Source organism: Chryseobacterium populi (assembly GCF_000282115.1).
GTDB lineage: Bacteria > Bacteroidota > Bacteroidia > Flavobacteriales > Weeksellaceae > Chryseobacterium > Chryseobacterium populi.
In genome coordinates this window covers 56,248-80,102 of record NZ_AKJY01000014.1, presented here as the reverse complement: position 1 = coordinate 80,102, position 23,855 = coordinate 56,248, and the positions used below count along the sequence as shown (strand labels likewise).

Below are 23,855 nucleotides of genomic sequence, written 5' to 3'. Positions count from 1 at the left end.
ATCGCTGTTTTTATTTTCTTAATAATTTGAGTATTTTCGGTTTAAGATTTCAATACATTATGAAAATACAACGGAATAAATATCTTCTGCTTAATTATGTATTTATTTTTTGCATCTTTATCCTGTTTCTGAATGATCATTTTCTGAAATATGAATTTTCAAACCTGTTGACCGGTAAGCTTTCGGATATCACAGGAATTATTATTCTTCCTTTGCTTTTAACCTATATTTTCCCAAGGCTTAAGCTGCATTCCATATGGGTGAGTGCTGTATTTTTCATATTCTGGAAATCGGGTTATTCCGAAGAGCTGATTCATTTTTACAACCAATATGCATTAATCCCGATCACCCGGACAGTTGATTATTCTGATTTATGGGTACTATTGTTTTTACCTGTTCCCTATTTTATCATCAAAGGAATCAATCAATGGGAAAGCATCAGAATAAAAGAAATTCATCCTGCGTTTATACTGCTGCCTGCTATTTTTACTTTAATGGCAACTTCACCACCGCCCAGTTTTTATTATACCCGAAACAATGGGAATCTCAACTGTACTAAATGTTCATTTACTGTGAATTATACCCAAAATGAAATTATTGAAAAGCTCAGGAAGGAAAATATTGTTTTTGATACGATCTATCCTATCAGCAAACGTGCTCTTGAACGGATTCCCGGTTTTGAAAAAAATGATATTCATTTTTATAAATTAGATCAGTTGATTATCGATCAGGATACTTTAAGAAATCTCAATTTTTCTATGCTGAGCCTGAAAAACGGAAGAACAAAAGTATATTTCAATGGCATGACTGTAAATGAAGATATTTCCACCTATAAATTGAAGAGAAAAGCAAGAAAATATTACAATAAAATATTTTTCAAGGAATTAAAAGAATCTTTAAAAAAATAAAGCTCAACAATGGCTGCAAGATTTTTCACAAGTCAGGAGGAATTCAGGGAATGGCTGATTAAATATCATCATACAGAAAGTGAACTGTTAGTCGGCTTTTATAAAGTGGGAACTAAAAAGCCATCGATGACCTGGTCTGAATCAGTAGATCAGGCATTATGTTTCGGCTGGATAGACGGGGTAAGAAAATCTATAGATGAAGAAAGCTACAGCATCCGCTTTACCCCGAGAAAACCGACAAGCATCTGGAGCGCTATCAATATCAAAAAAATGGAAGTTCTCACTAAAGCAGGTTTAATGACTGATGCCGGACAAAAGGCATTTGCCCTAAGAAAAGAGGAAAAATCAGGAATCTATTCTCACGAAAAAGAGCAGGCCACTCTTGATCCTGCTTATGAAAAACAATTTAAAGCAAATAAAAAAGCCTGGAAATTTTTCAATGACCAAGCCCCATCGTATAAAAAAGTAATGCTTCACTGGATTATGAGGGCAAAACAGGAAAAAACAAGGCAGTCCCGTCTTGAAAAGACAATCCGGGAAAGCGAACAACAAAAAAGAGTCGTATTATAAAAATCCTGGATTTTTAGCTCATCAATTATTTAAATTGTAAAAAAAATCATTTGAAGCCAACAGCTTTTGATAAAGATAAATACAGAATTTATATTCCCTACAGAAAACATATTGCTTTTGAAGGCAAGCTCCTTGATATGGATATTGAATACTGGATAGATTCCGAAATGCCGGGAGGCTTAGATTCTGTAAGGTTTTATTTCAACGAAAAAGATTCTGACCGTGTTGAAAAACTTTTAAAAGAAAATCAATTTCTGACGACCGATGATTTTAGCAGTGCCTCTGATTATCAACAAAGCAGAAAATTTTATCTTCTTTGTATTATTTCGTTTGTGGTCTTATTTATTTTTGGCCTTATTCTGGTAGAAGCTTATAAGATTTTCTTTAAATGAAAAGGTTTTACATTTTTATTATCACCGCTTTAATCCTCAATTTCAGTATTTATATCCTGGGATATTACTTCATCAATTATCCAATGAGATTTAATCTTTGGGAGATTATAGAGGAATGCGGAATCATTTTTTTATTAATTATCCTGGGAGTTATTACATTGGTTTCCTGGCTGATCAGTGTGATAGAAATCAGACAACTGAGTTCTAAAACCAAGTTTCTTTATGCCTTTCTTATCTTAAACGGATTTCTCTTTATTTCTCTTTCTTATTTTTCAATAGATCATCTCATTCAAAACAAAAAAGAAATCGCAAAGCTTGAAAATGAATATCTCAGACAAGCCGAAAAAGATATAAAAAATGACCAGATAACTATTGAATATGCAAACGGAATAATAGTCGATTTTAATGAAAAGATCATACAGCAAACAGACAGCATCCGTAAAAATTATGGTATTATCTATAAGAATACAGGCTGTTTTGTAGATCTTAAAGATATAGAAGCCCGGCAAAAATATAATAATACGGTTATGCCCTATCTTGAAAAAAGAAACGGAAAAGGATGGCGACAAAGAATGGAAAAGGAGATTGAGAATTTACAGAAATCCACAAATAAGAAATAATTATAAAAACTACCGGATTGTTTAAGATAATCCGGTGGTCTTAAATCTAACCGATCCAGAAGTCAACATCGGTCACTTCAGCCTGTACCGGAAATATTTTTGTTGTCAATACCTGATAAACCCTGGATCTCTGTCTGCACAACAATCGGCAAGAACCGTCAATTTAAAGTCTTTGTCTGCCGCTTCTCGAAGCGTAGATAAAACCACCCCGGAAGTGCTGACTCCGGAAAGTACCAGATGTTCAATATTCAGTCCTCTCAAAACAATTTCCAGGTCACTTCCTGCAAAAGCACTGATCCTGCGTTGTTACCATAATATCGTTGTTTTGAGACGTTTTCCCAGCATTTTTGACATATCATAGTAATAGGTCACACTGTTTCCGATGAATAATATTTTCTTTTCCTGTGAAAATGAATTTATTCCCAGCCACAGAAAAATGCAGAGAAATATTGTTTCTTAAACATCTTTAATGTGCCTCCAGCCAGTTGTTCCCTACCCCAACCTCAACCAGTAACGGAACCTGTGTTTCAATAGCGCTTTCCATTTCGGTTTTGATCAGTTTGGAAGCTGTTTCAATCTCATCAACAGGAGATTCAAATACCAATTCGTCATGAACCTGTAACAGCATTTTGGTCTGTAGTTTTTGTTCGTCGAGCTGCTGATCTATTTTGATCATTGCCATTTTTACAACATCGGCTGCACTTCCCTGTACAGGGGCATTTACTGCATTTCTTTCTGCATGTCCCCTTACCACAAAATTCCCGGAGTTAATATCTTTTAAGTGGCGTTTTCTTCCTAAAATAGTTTCTACATAACCTAGCTGACGGGCTTTATTTACCTGTTCCGCCATGTATTCCTTTAATTTCGGATAGGTTTCAAAATAAGCTTCGATCATCTGTTTAGCTTCGGTTCTTGATAATCCGGTCTGCTCAGCCAATGCAAAGGCGCCCTGACCATAGATAATTCCGAAGTTAACAGTTTTAGCCTGGCTTCTCTGGGTTTTGGAAACTTCCGCCAAAGGTATTTTAAACAATTTTGCAGCAGTTGAAGCGTGGATATCTTCTCCATTCTGGAATGCTTTGATCATATTATCTTCTCCTGAGATTTCAGCAATCAGACGAAGTTCGATCTGCGAGTAATCGGCAGAGATAATTTTCTTTCCTTCTCCTGAAACAAAAGCACCACGAATCTGCTGCCCTCTCAATGTTCTGATCGGAATGTTCTGTAAATTAGGGTTGACACTAGCCAGACGCCCTGTAGCAGCTGTAGTTTGTGAGAAATTGGTATGCACACGCTCATCTCTATCGATCTGGGACGGTAACGCATCCACATAGGTTGATTTCAGCTTCTGATAGGTTCTATATTCAAGAATATGCTTGATAATCTCATGCTTTGAAGACAGCTTCTGCAATACATCTTCCGAAGTTGCATATTGTCCGGTTTTGGTTTTTTTGGCTTTCGGGTCAAGCTGCATTTTTTCAAACAGGATCTCCCCTAATTGTCTTGGTGAATTCATATTGAATTCTTCACCGGAAATTTCAAATATTTTGGATTCTAATTGTCTTAAATCGTTTTCAAGATCGATGCTTTCCTGAGCCAGCCATTTTTCATCAAGGGAAATTCCGGCCAGCTCCATTTTTGCCAGCACTTCCATCAGTGGCATCTCTATTTTAAAGAACAGATCTTCCAGGTTTTCTTTTTTCAATTGCGGAGCAAACAGCTCGTACAACTGGAATGTTACGTCTGCATCTTCTGCTGCATAATCGGTTTGTGTCCTAAGGTCGGCATCTCTGAAAGTCCCCTGGTTTTTCCCTTTTTTACCGATAATGGTTTCAATGGAAACAGGTTTATAATTTAAATAGACTTCTGATAGATAATCCATCCCGTGTCTTCCGTCCGGATTTAGCAGATAATGGGCAATCATTGTGTCGAACATCGCTCCTTTCACTGTAATATCATACTGTTTCAGAATCTTATAATCGAATTTCAGATTGTGGGCAATTTTCAGCAGGTCTTCTTTTTCAAAAAAAGGCCTGAAGATTTCCAGGGTCTGCAATACTTCACCTTTATCTTCCGACAAAGGAATATAGTAAGCCAAACCTTTTTTGTAGGAAAAGCTCATTCCCACCAGCTCTGCTTCCAGCTCATTCAGGGAAGTGGTTTCGGTATCAAAACAAACTGCTCTTTGTTTCAGCAGATTGTTAACAAGAATTTTCTGAGCTTTTGGATTATTGACGAACTGATATAAATGTTCGTTATGTTCGATGGTTGATTTTGTGGAGGTAGCCTGATCCAGTTCTTCAAAATTGGCGAATAAATCAAGTTGGGTAACCTGGCCTTTTACCTGGGTAACTTGTGCCGTCTGAGTCACTTCAACCTCAGCAACCACAACCGTTTCCGTAGGAGCAAAAGCACGGTAAAGGTTTTCGTACAGCCTTCTGAATTCTATTTCATCAAAAACCTCTTTTACTTTTTCAAAATCCGGGGTTTCAAGATCATATTGTTCCTGATGAAATTCGATTGGGGCGTCACAGATAATGGTGGCTAATTTTTTGGATAAAATTCCGCGTTCTGCCGAAGCTTCTATTTTTTCTTTTAGCTTCCCTTTTAACTGATCGGTATTGGCTAAAAGATTTTCAATGGTTCCGAATTCTTTAAGGAATTTCATTGCAGTTTTTTCACCCACTCCATCCAGCCCGGGGATATTATCTACCGCATCACCCATCATGGCAAGGAAGTCGATTACCTGTTTCGGGTCTTCAATTTCGTATTTGGCTTTGACTTCTTCTACTCCAAGAATTTCAATATCACCACCTTTTAAACCTGGTTTATACATTTTAATTTTATCCGTCACAAGCTGTGCAAAGTCTTTATCCGGTGTCACCATGAATGTGGTGTAGCCTTCTTTTTCTGCTTTACAGGCAATGGTTCCGATCACATCATCCGCTTCATAGCCTTCCACACCCAGATTAGGGATATGCATTGCTTCCAGAATCCTGTGAATATAGGGGACTGCAATTTTAATAGCTTCCGGAGTTTCACTTCGATTGGCTTTATAATCCGAGTAGTCATCAGTTCTTACGCTTGCCTGTCCCACATCAAAAACAACAGCCAGATGGGTTGGCTTTTCCCTTCTGATCAATTCGATCAGAGAGTTGGTAAAACCAAAAATAGCAGATGTGTCGATTCCTGTGCTCGTTAACCTCGGATTTCTGATCAATGCGTAATATCCTCTGAAAATCATTGCATAAGCATCGATAAGAAACAGCCTTTTATCTTGTGTTGCGTCCATATTTTGTATAATGAACAAATATAAGAAAATAGGAATATTTTCAGTCTACATTTTAAGCTGAGATTTTTAATTTTTAAAGTTTAACCTCATAAAAAAAGACCTCTTCACGAAGTCTTTGATATATTTTCCTGATGGGTATCAGTCTAATTCTGCTCTTGAAAACAGATCCTGTATTTTGGTATCGTCTTCACAGATTTTCTTAAATTCCGAAATAAATTCTTTTAAGCTTTCTGCATTTGAGGAATAAGTACAGAACATTCCGGCTTCGGGATCAAATTTAATATCTTCGTTTAAATCCGGCTTTTTTTCGTCCAGAAATACCTGTGCTAAGGATGCCCAGTCGTACCCGTTTCCTTCGAAACCTTCTTCAGCCCTTGTTTCAAAAATTTCAGGCTTGTAATCTCCTGCATTTAAGCAAACGGAAAAGCTGTTATTATGCTCTATCCAGAAAAAAGGTTTGATTGTGCCTTTAAAATCATTAATGTCCATATTTTTTTAATTCTTTAAAAAGTTGATCTCCATTTTCTTTTATTCTTCATCTTCGCTTTGTTCTAAAGCTTCAAATCCACACGCCAAAAATCATACGATTCTAGATATACTTCATGGTTTTTCCTTTAAATTTTTCGTAATCTCCCGCAAAGCCTTTTTAAATACCTTTTAAATTCATTAACATCCAGGGTAAAATCATATCTTTCTGGTTCATCACTTTCAGAGATAATCATTTTATTTTCAAAATATATTTTTGAAAGTTTAATTTTTCTGAATGGTCTTTGCTTAATCAAGGAATCTCAAGTCTGTTATTAAAGAAATTTCACTCAAAACCGGACCATATTTAAAAGCTGATTCTTTTACTTTTATTTTTTCTATCATTATTTTACCTGCATTAAAAGTATCATTTTTTACATTTTAAATTTTAACAAAAAAATTCACTCTCTTCTTATTAAAAATTGATAAACTTCATCTTTAGACAAATCCCATTCATACTGATTTTCAGGAATTTCCGCCAATTTAGTTTCAAGTAATGGATGATCAGTTTTTACATTAACTAATCCTTGCTCACTTCTGATTTTTTCGATTAGTTTAATTTCATATGGAATATAGTTCAATGAAAGGATTTCAGAAAATTTATCTCTTAGATCCAGTGAGCTATAAATATGAAAATCACACATTTCAAAAAGCAAATCACCTACTATTTTTTTGTCTGTTGATATCCAATTATCAAGAAATTTTTTGTAAATATTTTCTTCTGGTAAAGCTGAATATAATTCCTGATTTATTTCTTTTGTTTCATTCAAATCATACAGGATGGCCATAAACAAATGATGAGTCTCTTTTTGCTTATATTTTTCTTTATCATCTTCAAACAGTAATTTAAAATATTCTCTTGACAGTTTTGCAAGATCATTCATATTCCAAAAAAGTGACAGGCCGATAATGCATCCCACAGATCTTGGGGTAACTTCTTTATAAGTAAAAAGTTTTTGTAAAATGTGCTGCTGCCAAAGTAAGTAACGAGTGATATATTTCCAGCCTTCTTTTTGGTCATTCAAAATGAGGTGCTTTGGATATTCTCCGGCATGGATGCCAATTCCCAAAGTTAGATTTCGGGCAATTGTTTCCTTAAAACCGTCTTTAATATCATCCTGAATACTCTGTCTTATCAAATCATAATACTGATTGATTTCCTCCTGACTTACCCCTTCTTTTTTTATTTGATTAATTTGTTTCTTAAACTCGTTTATTAATTTTTTGTGCTCCATAGCTTATGTATACTTTTGTGGCCAATTACTCATTTTTGTCATCGTTACATCTCCTGTAGATTTATTGACTTTGTATTTCACCAATCTACCTTCAATTCCATGAGCTTTAATATCTCTATCAATTATGTTTGCTATTCTTACCATTCCAGGATCTACTTTTTGTCCTCTCAGCTTTCCGTTATTTCTTACTTCGTCTAAAATATTTTGAATGTAATCATCTCCTTTCTGAAGAACACTTAATCTTGAAGAATTAGCTTTGACTTCAAAAACGTGAACTTTTTTAGTTAAAGGATGCTGTGCCACCACGTCAATACCATTCTGAGATCCATTTTTAATCTCAGTATAAACATTCCACCCCCTTTTTCGCAGCCCATCTACAAAATCCCCTTCCGCCATATCACCAATTGCAGTATTATTAGGCATTAAACCTAAAATATCCAACAATACATTGGTGTCTTTCACATAATTGTATAGTCCAAAACCTCCTAATAAACCAATTGGATCTTTACTGATATAAACACCAGAATCAAGATCATAATAACGGAATCTGTTGTAATTCAAATCAATTTCAGGATCATAATACTGACCTTGATATTGAAATGGTATAAAGTTAAAATCTCCTTTTTCCTCTCTTATACTACCATAAATATCCAATTTTCTTTTCCAGATCAAATCTCCCTCTTCATCAAAAGCCTGAATTGGCGTGCCTAAATAATCATTAACTATAGAATATTTTTTATCTCCAATCAATTTCGCAACCGGTGTATAGCCACCTCCATCATAAATCCATGTTACTACATTTTCTGCAGGTTCCGGATTAATCTTCAATTCTCCGCCTTCCGTTATTTCTGTTACAGGAATATTTTCAATATTATAAACCCATTCATGTAACAATACATCATCATCCCAAATATACCGAGTTATTTTCTTATTCCCAATTTTCGAAATCCTTCTTCCCAGCGCATCATATTCAAAGCTCACCTCCTTCCCATCAGGTCGTTTTACTTTTGCCAGCATTCCGTTTGCCTTCCAGGAATATGCCCAGTCTCCGGATTCCCATTCCGGGTTCTGGATTTCTTCGGGAAAATTTTCATTGACATTCGGTAGAATATCTCCGTCCTGCAATTTCTGCTCATTCAGCCAGTCTCCAGCAATGGATTTGTAATAAGGATGCTGATTTTCTTCTTCTTTCTGATCTGATTTGATATTATTAACCGGCCGTTTACTTTTTAACAGTAAATTTCCTTCTTCGTCATAATGATAAAACCAGTTTTTGTCGCGCATCAGCTTTCCGCCTTTATCATAAACGCGGTCAGTTCTTCTTGCACTTTCATATAAGCAGCCTGTCTCATCAGGATTTTTGTATTGAATCTCGCCATTCGAATATTCTGCAGCTACGAGACTTCCGAAAGCATCATAATCAAATCCCGTTCTTCCACCTGTTACACGGTCTAAAACCTGCAGTAACCGGCTTCCTGCTGCCCAATGATAATCTTTATGGAAAGCGGTATTAGTTTTATTCACTATCACTTTCTGGCTTACCGGCATTCCGGTGTGATCGAATTCGAAAACACTTTCAACTCCACCTGTCATTTCACGGGAAAATAGTTGCCCGTTTCGGCTGATGTTCAGATTCATCTGCCAGGGCTGATGAACATCTTTTGTAGCAGCAGTTACATTTTTAAGCTGACCAAGATCATTATATGCATAATCGATCTCTGCCCCTAAACTGCTTTTTAAACCAATTAGGTTTCCCTCATGGTCATACTCGTAATTGATGGAATGTTCCCCTTGTTTTTCGCTGGTTACCAGTCCTAATTTATTTCTCCGGAAAGCCACACTGCTGTTTTCATTATCAGCTTTGATCAGCATTCCTGAAGTATCATACTGATAAGCTTCCCAGGTTCCGTCGGGATAATGAGTCTGTGTTAATCTTCCTCCTAAATCATATTCATAAAAAACATTTTTCCCATTCGGGTTCCGGGTTTGAGTAACCAATCCGTCTTTATCTCTAATAAAGAATTTTTGTTGTCCGTCAAAGCCGGTTTCGCCAATAATTTCGTTATTATTATTTCTTTCAAACCGGTAGACTTCACCTTTCTCATTGGTAATACTCATCAGGTTTTCATAAGCATTATAGCCAAACACCAAAGTTTCTTCTTTTTTTAAAGTCAGGGCGTTTCTGCGAACCTGACGTTTCAGGCTTCCCATCGGTGTATAACTCATTAGCCATTCAGCTCTTCCATCTGTTGCATAAATTGGTAAATCGTAAGCATCGTAACGAAGTTTTAAAGGTAGTTGTCCCTGTTCATTAACCTCAATTACACGCCCCATTTTATCACGATTCCAAAGTGTTCTGTTCAAAGGTCGCGGGCTGAACATCAATAATCTTCCGTATTCATCATACTTCCAGTATTGTTCACCACCAATATTGTTGGTTAATCTTGTGATCTGATTTCTGTTGTTGTACTCGTAATGCGTTTCAATGTACTGCTTTGTACTGCTTTCAGGAAGTTTCTCATCATTAAAATAATGATAACTAACCGTTTCTTCCGTTGGATCTGTATAGCTTATTAATCTTCCTTCTTCATCATAATTCCATGTTTCAGAAGTTCCGGAAGGTGAAAAACGGGCGATAATCTGTCCGAATTCATTGTACTGGTAATGGTATTCTTCTCCATCAGGTGTGTGAAAAATTTTAATATTTCCGAATTCGTCATACGTATATCCCTGAACTCTTCCTTCTGGAGTTCCTGTCATTTTTAATTCGTTGTGAGAAGTATAATCATACCAGGTTTCTCCTCCTTCACCGTCAACCTGCTTGTACACCAGAAGATCTTCATCGTAATAATACCTTTCGGTTTTATTATCCTGTTTCGGATAAACAACTTCGGTATAACCTTCTTCTTCATTATAATTTAAAAGTCCTTCCATAAAACCTTCCAGGCCTTTTGTATGAACTACCCTGCTTTTTTTATCATACTCCCAATGATAGCTCATTTCATTTCTGTTGGTTCTGCGGATTACCCGGTTTTCGCCATCATATTCAAATATGATAGCTTTTTTATGAATATCCCAGACATGGGTAAGATTTCCGCGTTCATCGTAATGGTAACGAACCTGCAAATCTCTTTGGTTTTTATAACAATAATAAACTTCCGAAACTTTTTTGAGCTCAGGATGAAGAGTCGTTTCTATACTGAAACCGCTTTTAACATCTTTAATGCTTTTTAAAACAATATTTTCTTCCTGATAATCATATTCCCGGGTTGTTCCGTCGCCATATTCGATATGAATTACTTTAAAAATACTTCCTTCCGTAATATGATGGAAACGTTTATAAGTATAAATATCAGTACCTTTTCTTATGATCCAGACAGAACTATTGGGTCTGTACTGCCAGATTTTCCGGCTTCTGTAATAGGTCAGTTCTTCTCCAACCGGCGGAACCGGAATTGGCATTGGCTGCAATTCTTCGGGATGAACCCATGCGGCAACCTCATCTCCTTCATCCGGAACAATGTAAAGATCATGAGAATTGAAAATACCATTTCCCAGCATTCCTTTGGTATAGGGTCTGTCACTGTACCAGACATTTGTCCATTGTAAAGGTGTTCCTGCTTCAATATTGAAGTCATCCCATTCAAATAACATGGCGCCTGATGCAAAATTGACCGGTTCTAAACCTACTTTACATAAAACCCTGGAAACAGGATTCGTTTTCCCGAATTTTCCTTGTAAAAAGTGATTAAATTTAGTAACTCCTTTTCCTAAACTTTTTGTCAAACCGCGCATTAAAGCCATTCCGGCAAAACGCATCAGCATTTCTCCCGGAGTATACACGTGCGGTACAAAAGCTCCACCCACCAGTACAGGCCCGCCTGTATTGATCTGAATATACATACTGGAAAAATTATTATAAAATGCAAAATAAGCCAATGGATTTTTCTTTGGTTTATCAGGCATAGCCGGAAGCATGGTCATCCCAAAAGGCAATCCCATACAGGTCAAAACCTGCTGTGGCTGATTTCCGCTCATTTTACTTCCTTGTGCCAGAACTGTCTGGGCTCCGTAATACACTTCGCCTTCATGCGGAGCTTCCTGAGGAAAAGGAATAATGTAAACAGGAATCAGAGAGGTTACGTGCCTGAAAGGAATTACAACCCCCATTACACTAGTCGTCGTGGTGGCTTTGTGTCTTCCGTGAACATATATTGAACCTCCCATCGGAATACTTTCAGGAAGGTTTGGTTTTAAATTTCTGATAAACTGCGGAATCGGAATGTTAAATTTAATATAATCCATTACATCAAAAACGATCCCGATAAAAGGATGCGGTAAGGGCAACGGAATCAACATGAATGAGGGTGGTGGCGGAATCAATGTCCAGTGGATATCGATCGCCAGCACAATATCAAAATGTTTACTGGTATGCTGAATTGCCGTAGGGGTAATGGCAGGTGTATTTACCTTAATTAATTTAACTTTACTTTTGGGTGCCGCTTTTTCTGCCGTTACAGAAGTTTCGCCGCCACCGCCACCACCTGACTGTGACTGCCCTTCATCTCCCCCAACAACAGATTTTGCCATGGAAACCGGATTCAGCGATTCAAAATTATTTTTCATTCCGTTTTTCCAGCCCTGTGTGGTTTTTTCCATGCTGAACGATGTCACGTCTGCAGAAACACTCAGGGACCGGTCCGGATTCATATCTGGCTTTGTAACCCGTATTTTCTTTATTTTAGATTTATTCTGATCTGCCATGATATTTTAATTTGAGATTATCCGTATTTTGGCTTTTCCACACTCACCATCCAGCCGTCGCCAAAATAATTTTTCATTTCGTTATCCAACGTTGATTTTTTGTCTTTGTCATCTTCATATTTTATCATCAGCATGGATGCTACAAACTTCAGACTGCTTTGTTCCAGTACTGAAGGTTCCATCAGTTTTGCTATTTCAAGGCATTTTTCGAAATACCCGATCATTGTATCTTTGGTTAAAATGGTATCATTTAATGTTCCTATAATTCTGTAACATTCAATAACCATTGCATATTCACCAATTGCCAGGGCAACTTCCGCTGCTTTTTCAAAAACCTTTTCTCCTTTCTTTTTTTTTGAATTTCCCAGTAAATAACTTCCATAATTCATATACATCTGAACCTCCAGTGGAGAATTGGGTTCAACTTCTTCGAATATGGTGCGGTAGGTATCTTCTGCCCTTTCTTTTTTTTTGTCGGCAATATAAGCCTGAGTCAGCATAAAATAAGCAGAGATTTCACCCTGTTTATTTTTTTGTTCTTTGGCTAATTTTACAGCAGTTCTGAGAGAATGTTCCGCTTCTTTATAACGTCCTTTACTCAAATGATTGCTCGCCGTAAGAATCTGTTGCTGAAAATCAGTATCTGCACTGTTCTTCTTTCGGTTCGTATGTGCTGCTGTGTTTTGCATTAACTGATGAATATCAACTTCAACCCTGAAACTGTATGCTGAAGAATTTTCGGGTAACGTTTTATAGGTATGATGCTCTGCCCAAACGAGCTTAATATCTTTATTTCCTGAATTTTCACAGATACTGCACCATTCTTTCACCCACAGTGACAGTTCTTCAATATCACTGATCCGCACCGGAGCGATATACAAGTAGATCCTCGAATTCTGAATATTGGGAAAGCTTTTCTTTAGTTCCAGTAAAGGGAAAAATGCTTTACAGGCGTCTGTTTTGAATGCCTGATCAGTAACATTTAATTCCCATTGCGGGATATTTTCTTCACTTTTCTCCAATAATTCATAAAATTCTTTCCATTCATCCAGCAACGTCTGTCCGAAAGAGGTCATCCCGTTAAATTCCTGATAATGGATTAAAAAAATATCTTCCCCATCATCATCCTCAGACAGTCTTGATTTTATAAATCCGTCAAAAAGCTCCGTTTCATGTTTCTCTCCTAAACAGATCAACATTGGTTTTTCATCGTTTTTTGAAACGACATTCTGCCACTGTCTTTTTAATTTTACCAACTCCAAATCTACCGGATTCATCAGTATTAATTCAGTTTTACGGTTCCACTTACGATATTGGTTTCACTTCCGCCTCCGATATTGATTTTCGCACTGCTTAAATTAGCTTCAGTTTTTGCTCCCATTGAAAGGGTAGTTGTTCCGACATCCAGGGTAGTTGATTCAATACCGATTCCGGACGTAGGCTCACCGCCCTCCGGCCCAACACCAATTCCAACGCTTGCCGTCCCGCTGACACCAATGTTGTCACCCTGCACAAAAATTTCTTTTCCTTTGATGACAATATTTCCGGCCTTATCCATAAAAATAGAGCTCTCACCGCAGGTCAGTGTAATTGATTCTTTACTTTCAACACTGATCTTTCCGGCTCCGTCCAGGAACATATTGTTCTGGTCTTTATCTCTGATGGTAATTCCGCCGCCGTCATCAAGACTTACAGTATGACCACTTTTACTGCTTAAGCTTTTGATATTATTTCCGGTTCCGCCACCGCCACCGATTCCCCCGTGGAACATTCCACCCATCACAAAAGGACGGTCGGGGTGCTGATGGGCAAAATTGACAACCACCTGATCTCCAACTTCCGGAATAGCCATAAATCCACGGTTTTTACCTACTTTCTCACTACTTCCGGCATCGGGTGTCATTACTCGGATAAATTCCGTTGTGGTTGAACCGTTCTGCCAGTCGAACTGTACCTGTATTCTTCCCTGGTTTAGCGGGTCGGTATTTGAAATCACTTTTGCAAACTGAGCATCTGCTTTAGGATTCTGAAATTCAGGACGTGGAATGAAACCCGTATCTGAAGCAATAGCATCAAAGGTTCCTGTATAATACCCTCTTGCATCCACTTCATGATTCACGTCTGTGATCATTAATTTAGTGAAATAGGAAGTTTCATTAGTATCTGTTTTCCGCATTTCAATATCTGCGATACATCCCGGATATAAAAACGGAACAGTAGTTGTTCCTGAAGTTACAAAGACATCCGAAGCTTTACTCCCTGCTGTCCCTTTTTGAGAAACCTCTACATCCATAAAAGAAGCTGCTTTTATCGGGGCCACTCTTAAAGACGGGGTTGTAAAAGTTTTTTCAGAGATTTCGTAAGCACGTTTCGCAATATCCGAGGTATGATTTATTTTTGAACTTCCAGTAGTCAACTTTTCATTCTTACTGCTGTTATAGCCATAAAAAGATGGGTTTACATGCTGTGCCTTCATCCTTATTTTCACATCCTGCACACTGCTTCCGTAAGTAAGCTTCACGGGCTGTTCCTGAGGTGGAAGCTTTCCGAAATGAAGAACTTCACCATCATAATAGAATTGTTCTCCATATGCTTCAGCCATTCTTGCCAGATAATTGTAATGTGTTTCTTCGTATTGAGAGCTGTAAGATACATTACCATGCTGGCAGTCTACCCTGAAATCAAATTTATTTTGGCCTAAACCTTCTTTTATTACCTGATCTGCAATATTATTCAGGCTTATTTCCTGTGCTCCACCAAAACTTTGAATGTGAGGAGCCGCATCCAAAAGAGCTGTCGGGCTGTATCCTGTGAGGACAATATTTCCCAGGCTTCCTTTTTCCTGGCTGAACCCAACTTCTGTGATTACCCCAACAAAGTTCCTTTCCGGGCCGTCTTCAATATCCTTATATTTAAAAACCACTGTGATCCGCTTTCCCAAAAAGCTTTGTGCCTCTTCCAGATTATGATTTTCAGCACTTCCCAGGGTATCGTGGGCGAGCATTAAATCAAATTCATGATGCCTGACTGCACTCTGTTTTAATTTGAAATGTTTGAAATGTTTTACGATTTTTCCTTCGATCACAATTTCAAGTTTAACAACACGGTTGATTCCCATAATCTGACTTTCAGGAATCGCTTTTGCGTTGTGTATTTTGGAAGTCGGCTGCTGAGACCATACTTTGTCTTCTACAAAATCAGGGGTATTAGGCTGTAGAACCTGATTCATAAACATATTGGAAGTATTTTGTGCACCTCCTGCATAAGACTGTGCCTGTACCAGTTTCTGAGTTCCTTTTTGAGTTTTTCCTTTTGTTTTTTCCTGAATCTTTTCTCCTGCTTTATTTATCGCTTGTGTTTTTGCCACTTCTCCCATTTGTTTGGTTACAGAAGTTTTTCCGATTTTGGGAGCAGGAGTTTTTGGAGCATTATCATCCTGAAACATAACCTTACTTTTTTTAATTGTAATGGAATCGTGTATTAGTATTATTATTTGGATAGTACCAGATAATATTTTTATTCTTATCTGAATTTCATGCATAAAAACCTGATCGCCAGGTTTATTCTATAAAATATTTTCAGATATCGGTTTCAAAAAAGAAAAAAACAGAATAGTATACTCTTAATGAGTGCACTATTCTGTACCAATTTATTTTTTACTAAGATGATTTGAGTTTTAGCTGTTACTACTTCCTCCTCCAGGCCAGATACCTGCATAAGAAGCCAATCCATAATCGATTGTCTCAGCACTTACTACGAAGCTGATCAGCATGCTGTTTTCATCAACTGCGTCGAAGTCTACTTCATGCTGAATTACATATCCGTTCTCCCATTTAAGGGTAATTAATGTACCTTCTTCGTGAGATTTGTTGAATGTAATTTCACCTGTTGTAGGCTTATATTTTCCGTTGAGTAAGCTTTCCAGAATATCAGATTTTTCTGTAGCTTCCACTGTAATTTTGATCAATGCATTGGAAGGATCTGATGCTACTCTACCGGATACATCTGTTGATCTTGATACGCTGTAGTTAAGCTTTAATAATTTCTGACCTTCGCCGCCGTTGAATTTTAAGATTCCTCTTGAATTTGCTGCCATGATTTGTAAATTTTAATCGTTAATATTTTGTGATTTGGTGATTGATTATATAGCAAATATATACCCCTTATTTTTAACCTGAAAGTTTTTAAACACTAATCTCAGTTTTTGTAGTAATTCTACGATCTGATGTAGTAATTCTACTATATTAGAAATAATAATACATATAAAGCAATTAAAATCAGATACTTAATACAGGAAAAATATATAAAATATAAATTAATTTTCACACTAAAAAGGGAAATATTAACAAAATATTAAGGAGAAATTAACAAGAATTAGGAACCTGATCTTAAAATATAATATCCTTTTCCAAGAAAACAAACTTAAAAGAGCTATGAAAAATCACAGCTCTTTATTATGTAAATTAAACTTTTATCTACAATGATTAATTCATCCTGCAAAAGGATCTTTAACCAGGCTCCGGATACTCATATACCATAGAAACCATAATGAGGAAAGATAAAGTAAAAATCCTAATATGACGATAATGGCTCCTAGTAACCAAGTTTTTTTAATTTTCAAAAATGAGATATACCCTGCTGTTAATATTACCGTACAAGGAATTGCCCCGACAATACCAAACCTGAATAATACATTTTTAATGGATGCAAAACCGATGTTATCTTCATAAGCACCTATTTCAGCAATATACCAGGTGGTTACTGCTATTGCTGATAGAATGAATATGATTACTGCAAACAGAATAATTTTCAAGGTCTGTTTCATAGCTTATTTCTTTTTGTAGCCTGGATTTGCTCCGGAACTGAATGCTTCTTTCAATCCGGCTTCCACTTCCGGCCAGAACTGGGTATGGCTCAGGCTGTGAGAAGCCATTGCCAGATAAGGAACCGTACCTGGTCTTTTGATCATATCCGGGATCTTTTTCTCATCATCTTCCGTTACAAGATTGGCGTGATACTGTTTTACCAGCTCCAGATAAACTCCAAAGCTTTTTCTTAATCTTTTGATTTGAGTATCCGTTTCTCCTGTAAAATAAACCTCTGCACCGTGGAATCCCCAATAAATTTTGGTTAAAAGCCCGGGTTTTACAAACTGGCTGAACAATCTCATCAGAAGTTCTTCCAGGTTTCTGTTTTGCATTGCCCGGATTGTTCCGTTGATGAAATTTTCACAGGCTGCTTTTTTATTGCGTCTGTGGTAAGGATCAAACCGGGTGATATTGATATCCTGTATGCTTAATCCTTTGGTCTGATGTTTCGGTGACCATGAGTTAATTTCAATAGTATCCGTTAATCCTGAGCTTTCTGCAAATATCCTGGCCAATAAAGTTAAGATATAACTGTCTTTTACTCCTGTTTGGGCAGCAAATAATTCATTGAGAATATTCAGGGCAGTGGAAAGCAGGAGATCGCTGAAGTATTCTTTCCTTCCGTAGCCGCCATTTCTTTTGGAGCTGTTTCTCACAAAGATAGTGTAGGCATCATGGGTCCATTGCAAAAACCGGTTCAGGATATGAACAAAACTGTCTCTGTCTGTTCTCAGGTTGGGCTTGTTTACATCGATCTGTTTGATGTACTTAATAAATTCAACGGTAAGCTGGTTAATCCCAAGCAGTCCTTTTGCCGTTTCCCGCCATAAAAAAGGACCTTCTGTCTCGTCATTGATCCAGGCGTTGGTAAGGTTATCGAATGCTGAGCTATCGATTGTTTTAAGAGTACGAAGTCCTTTTTCAAAATCATCAAACTTAAAGTTCTTGAGAAAGACTTCAAGATTTACGAGACTGAAATCTGCGATCAGCTGTTGTGTTAAGTCATATTCGTTATGAACATTAATAATTTTACAGTTGGGATGAAGCTTGGTGTGATTCAGCTGATGCTTTTTATGGAAAAAAGGGGTTGATAAATAGGTTATACTCTTTACTTTCCATGGTTTCGGATAATCGGGACTCTTGGAAATAAGCTCTGTAAACTGGTTGATCACGTTTCCCCCATGGGAATGCCCAATGAGATGGATGTGAACTTCCTGGTTTTTCCAGAATTTATAAACTCTCAGAAACAAATCGAGCAAACGGTCTGCAGCCAGATTTCTTTCTTTGGTATCATTATCTCCCGACCAGCTGAAGAAATTACCTTCAATGTGTAAATTAAGAAACTGAGGTTTCAGCTCTTTGATTTTAGCCCAGAAGTTTTCAGGGCCAGCCTGCCAGTATTCTGTATTGGCCTGATGTTTCTCTCCTTTTATATTAATGGGATCAGTAGTTCCGGCCACAAACATCACCACATCATAAATCTTCTGATTTTTCGGAGGGCTTCCTTGTTTGCCATAGGTTACTCCGGTGTCTTTTCCCTGCTGAATAACCTGGCTTCCTGCATTCTGGATAACATCTTTAGCATACGAAAGGTTATTTCCGCCCGTAGTTTCTATGATATCTCCACCTACAAATGTCTGTTTCATGGTTCATCAGTGGTTTTTGGATTTTTCACCCGAATTATTCTGAACTTCTTTATCGGAATGCTGTTCGTGATTTCCCGCACTTTGCGCAAGTATTTTCCCATTGCTTGTACGTATCCTGTCCTTATCGGTATGGGATTCTTTATTTCCCTGGATATATTCTACCATTTCACCGGTTACGTTGGTAATGAAGTTGGTTCCTACATTCAGCATATTGAGCATTCCCACATTACTGTTTCTGTTCATTCCTGCAATCTCTGAAATGTTCATCCCTACATTGGTGTTCATATTTTCTCCTACATTGATATTCATATTTTTACAGTTCAGGGTCATGGTCTCAGGAGCTGTAATAGTGATATTGCTTCCTGTGGTATCCAGATGGATTTCATTCCCCGATTTATCAGTAATGATGATGCTTTCATCTTCTGTGAACACAACCCGGTGACCACTTCTGGTCTGAATCGATTTAACACGGTTATCCGCTCCGCCTCCCAGACCTACTCCGCCATGGAACATACCTCCCATTACAAAAGGTCTGTCGGGATGACTATGTACAAAGTTGACCATCACCTGGTCACCTACCTCGGGAATGGCTACGTAACCCCTGTTCTGCGTGATCTGGTCAGTTCCTCCTGCATCAGGGCTCATCATACGGATGAAATGGGTCGTATCATTGGTCTGCCAGTCGAATCTTACCTGAACCCTGCCCTGTCCCTCAGGATCAGCATTGGAAACCACCGTAGCAATCTGAGGCTCGGCCTTGGGACTCTTAAAATCCGGTTTGGGTAAAAAACCGGTATCGGAGGCAATGCCTTCGAAGCTTCCTTCGTAATGTCCGATGGTATCAATTTCATGCGTCGTTTCGGTCACCATAATCCGGGTGAAGTAACTCGTTTCATTGGTATCGGGTTTACGCATCTGAACGTCGACCACACAACCGGGATGTAAGAAAGGAACAGTGGTATTTCCGGAGAGGGAAAAAACGTTCACGGCTTCACTTCCTGAGGTGCTTTTCTGGGAGTATTCAACATCGAGATGGGTGGTTGCTTTGATCGGGGCAACCTGCAAGGCAGGGGTTTTATATATTTTTTCGTTATGCCCATAAGCCGTTTTGGCAAGGTCACTTACATGTTGTATGGGGGTTTCACCGGAGGTAAGCTTTTCGTTCCTGCTGCTGTTGTAACCATAGAACTGGGGTCTGGTATGGACTGCTTTTAATTCTACTTTTATATCGTTGGCATTGCTTCCATAGGTCAGCTTAATGGGCTTGTTCTGTGGGGGAAGCTTTCCGAAATGAAGAACTTCACCGTCATAATAGAACTGCTCCCCATAAGCTTCGGCCATTCTTGCCAGGTAGTTATAATGGGTTTCATCATACTGGCTGCTGTAGATAATCTGGGAATAATCATTGGTATCAACCCTGATATCGAAACGTCCGGAATCAATCCCTTGTTTGATCACTTCATTGGCGATGATTCCCATATTCACGGGCTGACCGCCTCCAAAGCTCTGGATATGGGGTGCTCCGTCCAGTAATATGGTAGGGCTGTACCCTGATAATACGATATTTCCCAAACTCATTTTTTCCTGGCTGAAACCTACTCCTGTGATCACTCCTACGAATGTCCTTTCAGGACTGTTATCTATATCTTTATACGAGATAACTGCCGTTAAACGTTTTCCCAGGAATTTATTGGCTTCTTCAAGGGTATGCGTCTGCCGGTCCCCAAGGGTATCATGCGCCAGGGTAAGGGTAAATTCATGGTGGCGACGGGAACTCTGCTTAAGACGGAAATGTTTGTAGTACTTAATGACTTTACCTTCTATCACCAACGATAGTTTGACCAGCCGGTTGATCCCGGTATGGTGGCTCTCAGATACGCCGTCGGCATTCTGGGACGGACGGAAAGAGGCACCTTGTGTTTTTTCAGGTGAGGTTAGCATAATTTTGTGATTGTGATGTGGTTAAAGGTAAAAAAAAAATTCCAATCAGATGTTTTTAATAAACAATCGTATGTTTTATTCTCTTCACATTCATTTCAATGCAAATATCACTTCACAGGCAAAAAAAGACCGCCTTTAATGGGACAGTCTTTCTCTTTATGAATGTGGATTGCGTGTTAATTTTTGATTTAGCTGGTTGGCCATAAACCTACGTAAGAAGCCAATCCATAATCGATTGTTTCTGCACTTACTACGAAGCTGATCAACATGCTGTTTTCATCAACTGCATCAAAGTCTACTTCATGCTGAATTACATATCCGTTTTCCCATTTAAGCGTAATTAATGTACCCTCTTCGTGAGATTTGTTGAATGTAATTTCACCTGTTGTAGGCTTGTATTTTCCATTTAATAAGGTTTCCAGAATATCAGATTTTTCTGTTGCCTCCACTGTAATTTTGATCAATGCATTGGAAGGGTCTGATGCTACTCTACCTGATACGTCTGTAGATCTTGATACAGTGTAATGAAGTTTTAGTAATTTCTGACCATCTCCACCATTGAATTTCAAAATTCCTCTCGAATTTGCTGCCATGATAATAAATTTTAATCGTTAGTAATATTTTGTGATTCAGTGATTGTATAGCAAAGATACTCTCACCAATCTTATCTTAAAAGTTTTTAAACACTAATCTCAGTTTTTGTCGTAGTTCTACGATTTGATGTCGTAATTCTACGACAGGAGGGTTAAATATGAAAAGTAAAATCTTTATTCATCATACTTCACAACAACTTATCAATCAATAGCCTGACAGTATTTTTAACACCGAAACGTGAAATACCATAGCTCATCTGAATGTTTTTAGCGCATCCGTTTTCTGCCTGAAAGATGTATTTTCCACTAAAATCAAAAACCTTTTTTTCATCGGGTTCAAGGGTTTGTATCAGGGTTATTTCATCAGGGTTGTCGTTCAGTTCTACTTTCTGACTGATATGTACCGGAATATTTCCATCATCCAGGGTTTGCTGATAATAAGATCTTCCATTTTTAAACGGAAGTCTTACGGGAGCGAACCAGGCCTTTATAAACCAGTCTTCTTTCATTCTTTCACTGAACAGGTCTTTATTGAAAACTGAATATTCGAATTCCCGGATATACATTTGGGCATATTGCCCCGGAAAATGATCTGAAAGCTGATCTTTTATCACTCTAAAATTTTTAACGGTTTCTTCGGTGATACACACATTCATCACTTCTCCTTTTAAATTTGTTCTGATCTCTAAAGGATTCAGAGAACGGATGGATTCTTCAGCAAGATCCCCTATAATACTTTCTTTTCTATTGTAAAAATCAAGCTTGGAAAAATGAAATATGTGTTCATTCTCTTCTTTTTTAACCCATTGTAAGGAAACTGTATAGAAAACCGGATGGTCAATGATTTCAGCCTCTGTGTGCTCTTTTTCTACAATACCCACAGAATATTTTTCATTAAGATTTTCGGGGGCAAAAATAATATCGGGATTCCTATCAGTATTTTTAAAAGGAGCATCATTTTTCCGATTATACTCAAGGATTTCTGAGATAGTGGGAATCAATAATTTCTTTCTTGGAATCAGCTCATCATAAATATAATCTTCTCGTGCACATCTCTGATTATGGTATTCTTTAAGATATTCCGGATTTTCCAATTTTATTTCTTCAGCGATGCTTTCCAGCGTTTCCCCGTGAAGTATAAAATGAACAATCATAGTTTCTGTTTTTGGTGTAAGGCAATTTAATTTAAAAATTTTATTTTACAAAATCGATGATATCATCTTTTTGTACACGAGAATCTTTATTTCTTTTTTAACTCATACGAGCCCGCATTTCCTGAAATTTTATCCATAAATGTACTTTTCAACATATATTTGTTATTATTTCTGCTAATGGTCAGGATGGAATTTTTATTATCTTTTTCACTAAACACTATTTCATCAGACGCTGCACGAACAATTGTTAAATCTTTTTTGAGATTTTCTATATAACTATCAAGCTGGTATTCAGCTGAGTTTTTATCAATTGTTATAACTATAGTTCCCCAACCTCTCGGATCACCGGACTCTTCTTTCATTCTCAGGAATCTACAGGAATAAGAACCGAGCCATTGTTGATTTGCCTTCTGATCAGCAATTTTATTGGATGCTGTTTTTATTTTAACATTTTTATCAGCATTCATCAATAATCTGTTCCCAAAATCCCTAAAAGATTCTTGTGCATCCGGCATAAGTGTTTCCAAAACATTCTCATTTTTTCCCTCAAGATTTATTTTTTCTACTTCTCCTGAATTCCCATAAGAAAAGATATAGATTTCTTTATAAGTCTCCGTCACGGCCTCATCTACATACATGTCTACGTTAAATTTCACTTTTATTGATTTATCAAGCTGTTCTATGTTCTCCGGTGAATAAGTCATTGCACAACCAGAACCACAACTTATAACAAAGGATTCTTTCGTAATACCATTTATTTCGTTTCTTATCGTGTCCTCTTTTACTAAAATCGGCACCGATATGATGGCTACTTTTTTACAACCAAACATCAGTAAAATAAAAATTACTATCGTTATTCTTATCATCTCTAAATTAGATGGTCTTACTTTGTTTTGTAATCATAAATGCCCATAATTCCTTCAATAAAACATTATACTAAACATTAAATTAGTTTAATTTCTTTAAAGGCATATCATCACTTCCCGGATTAATATAATATATTGGACTTCCCGAAATATAATATTCGTTATCAAGTTTTTCAATATAAATAATTCCCATTTCTTCATATTTGGGATTAAAATTTATTTTAATCTTATCTTTTTGTATAAAATCGCTTTTCAAATTTTTATAAATTTCCGGTTTACCTCCATCACTTATATATTTTACCGTTATATTATTTAGTGTGAAGATATTAATATCAAAACCTGTTTTTAAGCCATCCTTATTTCTAGCAGAAAAAGAATAGTCTCCAATCCAGCTTTTTTCATTCTTTTTCTGATCTATATTGTGATTTTGACAAAATACATTGACAAAAAGTACTAAAAAGCATATAAGTGATTTCATATT

The 23,855-nt window shown here is 37.2% G+C and carries 19 protein-coding genes; 4 read left to right on the top strand and 15 right to left on the bottom strand.

Annotated elements, in window-relative coordinates:
- Positions 1–59 precede the first annotated feature (59 nt).
- The 4 genes from PMI13_RS04785 to PMI13_RS04770 are packed head-to-tail and all read left to right on the top strand — an operon-like array spanning position 60 to position 2,490.
- On the top strand, positions 60–908 hold the full coding sequence (locus tag PMI13_RS04785; protein WP_007841231.1) for a hypothetical protein: 849 nt from the start codon (positions 60–62) through the stop codon (positions 906–908).
- A 9-nt stretch (positions 909–917) separates the two neighbouring features.
- Positions 918–1,478 carry a YdeI/OmpD-associated family protein gene (locus PMI13_RS04780; protein WP_007841229.1) on the top strand — a complete coding sequence of 187 codons (561 nt, stop codon included), beginning with the start codon at positions 918–920 and terminating at the stop codon, positions 1,476–1,478.
- Between the two features lie 50 nt (positions 1,479–1,528).
- Positions 1,529–1,870, top strand: a complete 342-nt coding sequence (locus PMI13_RS04775) for a hypothetical protein (RefSeq protein WP_007841227.1) — start codon at positions 1,529–1,531, stop codon at positions 1,868–1,870.
- The gene (locus PMI13_RS04770; RefSeq protein ID WP_007841225.1) at positions 1,867–2,490 is read left to right on the top strand and encodes an FEKKY domain-containing protein; all 624 of its coding nucleotides are present in this window, start codon (positions 1,867–1,869) and stop codon (positions 2,488–2,490) included. Before PMI13_RS04775 ends, PMI13_RS04770 begins: the two co-directional genes overlap by 4 nt.
- Positions 2,491–2,595: 105 nt before the next feature.
- Here PMI13_RS04770 and PMI13_RS21395 read toward each other — a convergent pair whose 3' ends face one another.
- From PMI13_RS21395 to PMI13_RS04695, 15 genes are all read right to left on the bottom strand, one after another.
- Positions 2,596–2,751, bottom strand: coding sequence for a cysteine hydrolase family protein (locus tag PMI13_RS21395; RefSeq protein WP_202948029.1), 156 nt, complete (start codon positions 2,749–2,751; stop codon positions 2,596–2,598).
- Positions 2,752–2,956: 205 nt separating this feature from the next.
- Positions 2,957–5,782, bottom strand: a complete 2,826-nt coding sequence (gene polA / locus PMI13_RS04760) for a DNA polymerase I (RefSeq protein ID WP_007841223.1) — start codon at positions 5,780–5,782, stop codon at positions 2,957–2,959.
- Positions 5,783–5,920: 138 nt separating this feature from the next.
- Positions 5,921–6,271, bottom strand: a complete 351-nt coding sequence (locus PMI13_RS04755; RefSeq protein ID WP_007841221.1) for an immunity 51 family protein — start codon at positions 6,269–6,271, stop codon at positions 5,921–5,923.
- 437 nt (positions 6,272–6,708) lie between these two features.
- Positions 6,709–7,542, bottom strand: coding sequence for a hypothetical protein (locus PMI13_RS04750; protein WP_007841215.1), 834 nt, complete (start codon positions 7,540–7,542; stop codon positions 6,709–6,711).
- A gap of 3 nt (positions 7,543–7,545) precedes the next feature.
- Positions 7,546–12,306: an RHS repeat-associated core domain-containing protein gene (locus PMI13_RS04745; protein ID WP_007841213.1), complete on the bottom strand. Its 4,761-nt coding sequence runs from the start codon at positions 12,304–12,306 to the stop codon at positions 7,546–7,548.
- A 17-nt stretch (positions 12,307–12,323) separates the two neighbouring features.
- Entirely contained in the window at positions 12,324–13,583 is a 1,260-nt protein-coding gene (locus PMI13_RS04740; protein WP_007841211.1) for a tetratricopeptide repeat protein, read from the bottom strand.
- Between the two features lie 5 nt (positions 13,584–13,588).
- On the bottom strand, positions 13,589–15,751 hold the full coding sequence (locus PMI13_RS04735; protein WP_007841209.1) for a type VI secretion system Vgr family protein: 2,163 nt from the start codon (positions 15,749–15,751) through the stop codon (positions 13,589–13,591).
- 231 nt (positions 15,752–15,982) lie between these two features.
- Entirely contained in the window at positions 15,983–16,402 is a 420-nt protein-coding gene (tssD, locus tag PMI13_RS04730) for a type VI secretion system tube protein TssD (RefSeq protein ID WP_007841207.1), read from the bottom strand.
- Between the two features lie 393 nt (positions 16,403–16,795).
- Complete coding sequence (locus PMI13_RS04725; RefSeq protein ID WP_007841205.1) at positions 16,796–17,131, bottom strand: hypothetical protein; 336 nt, start codon at positions 17,129–17,131, stop codon at positions 16,796–16,798.
- 3 nt (positions 17,132–17,134) lie between these two features.
- A complete protein-coding gene (locus tag PMI13_RS04720) occupies positions 17,135–18,820 on the bottom strand; it encodes a lipase family protein (RefSeq protein WP_007841204.1) in 1,686 nt (561 codons plus the stop codon).
- A 6-nt stretch (positions 18,821–18,826) separates the two neighbouring features.
- Positions 18,827–20,761 carry a type VI secretion system Vgr family protein gene (locus tag PMI13_RS04715; RefSeq protein WP_007841203.1) on the bottom strand — a complete coding sequence of 645 codons (1,935 nt, stop codon included), beginning with the start codon at positions 20,759–20,761 and terminating at the stop codon, positions 18,827–18,829.
- A gap of 188 nt (positions 20,762–20,949) precedes the next feature.
- A complete protein-coding gene (tssD, locus tag PMI13_RS04710; RefSeq protein ID WP_007841202.1) occupies positions 20,950–21,354 on the bottom strand; it encodes a type VI secretion system tube protein TssD in 405 nt (134 codons plus the stop codon).
- A gap of 188 nt (positions 21,355–21,542) precedes the next feature.
- Complete coding sequence (locus PMI13_RS04705) at positions 21,543–22,508, bottom strand: hypothetical protein (RefSeq protein WP_007841201.1); 966 nt, start codon at positions 22,506–22,508, stop codon at positions 21,543–21,545.
- A gap of 86 nt (positions 22,509–22,594) precedes the next feature.
- Positions 22,595–23,374 carry a hypothetical protein gene (locus PMI13_RS04700; RefSeq protein ID WP_007841200.1) on the bottom strand — a complete coding sequence of 260 codons (780 nt, stop codon included), beginning with the start codon at positions 23,372–23,374 and terminating at the stop codon, positions 22,595–22,597.
- A gap of 82 nt (positions 23,375–23,456) precedes the next feature.
- Complete coding sequence (locus PMI13_RS04695; RefSeq protein WP_007841199.1) at positions 23,457–23,852, bottom strand: hypothetical protein; 396 nt, start codon at positions 23,850–23,852, stop codon at positions 23,457–23,459.
- Positions 23,853–23,855 lie beyond the last annotated feature (3 nt).

Coding starts and splice junctions, on each gene's coding strand:
- PMI13_RS04785 (WP_007841231.1), top strand. CDS start 60: ATGAAAATACAACGGAATAAATATCTTCTGCTTAATTATGTATTTATT.
- PMI13_RS04770 (WP_007841225.1), top strand. CDS start 1,867: ATGAAAAGGTTTTACATTTTTATTATCACCGCTTTAATCCTCAATTTC.
- PMI13_RS04780 (WP_007841229.1), top strand. CDS start 918: ATGGCTGCAAGATTTTTCACAAGTCAGGAGGAATTCAGGGAATGGCTG.
- polA (WP_007841223.1), bottom strand. CDS start 5,782: ATGGACGCAACACAAGATAAAAGGCTGTTTCTTATCGATGCTTATGCA.
- PMI13_RS04715 (WP_007841203.1), bottom strand. CDS start 20,761: ATGCTAACCTCACCTGAAAAAACACAAGGTGCCTCTTTCCGTCCGTCC.
- PMI13_RS04705 (WP_007841201.1), bottom strand. CDS start 22,508: ATGATTGTTCATTTTATACTTCACGGGGAAACGCTGGAAAGCATCGCT.
- PMI13_RS04725 (WP_007841205.1), bottom strand. CDS start 17,131: ATGAAACAGACCTTGAAAATTATTCTGTTTGCAGTAATCATATTCATT.
- PMI13_RS04755 (WP_007841221.1), bottom strand. CDS start 6,271: ATGGACATTAATGATTTTAAAGGCACAATCAAACCTTTTTTCTGGATA.
- PMI13_RS04740 (WP_007841211.1), bottom strand. CDS start 13,583: ATGAATCCGGTAGATTTGGAGTTGGTAAAATTAAAAAGACAGTGGCAG.
- PMI13_RS04750 (WP_007841215.1), bottom strand. CDS start 7,542: ATGGAGCACAAAAAATTAATAAACGAGTTTAAGAAACAAATTAATCAA.
- PMI13_RS04700 (WP_007841200.1), bottom strand. CDS start 23,374: ATGATAAGAATAACGATAGTAATTTTTATTTTACTGATGTTTGGTTGT.
- tssD (WP_007841202.1), bottom strand. CDS start 21,354: ATGGCAGCAAATTCGAGAGGAATTTTGAAATTCAATGGTGGAGATGGT.
- tssD (WP_007841207.1), bottom strand. CDS start 16,402: ATGGCAGCAAATTCAAGAGGAATCTTAAAATTCAACGGCGGCGAAGGT.
- PMI13_RS04720 (WP_007841204.1), bottom strand. CDS start 18,820: ATGAAACAGACATTTGTAGGTGGAGATATCATAGAAACTACGGGCGGA.
- PMI13_RS04695 (WP_007841199.1), bottom strand. CDS start 23,852: ATGAAATCACTTATATGCTTTTTAGTACTTTTTGTCAATGTATTTTGT.
- PMI13_RS04735 (WP_007841209.1), bottom strand. CDS start 15,751: ATGTTTCAGGATGATAATGCTCCAAAAACTCCTGCTCCCAAAATCGGA.
- PMI13_RS04745 (WP_007841213.1), bottom strand. CDS start 12,306: ATGGCAGATCAGAATAAATCTAAAATAAAGAAAATACGGGTTACAAAG.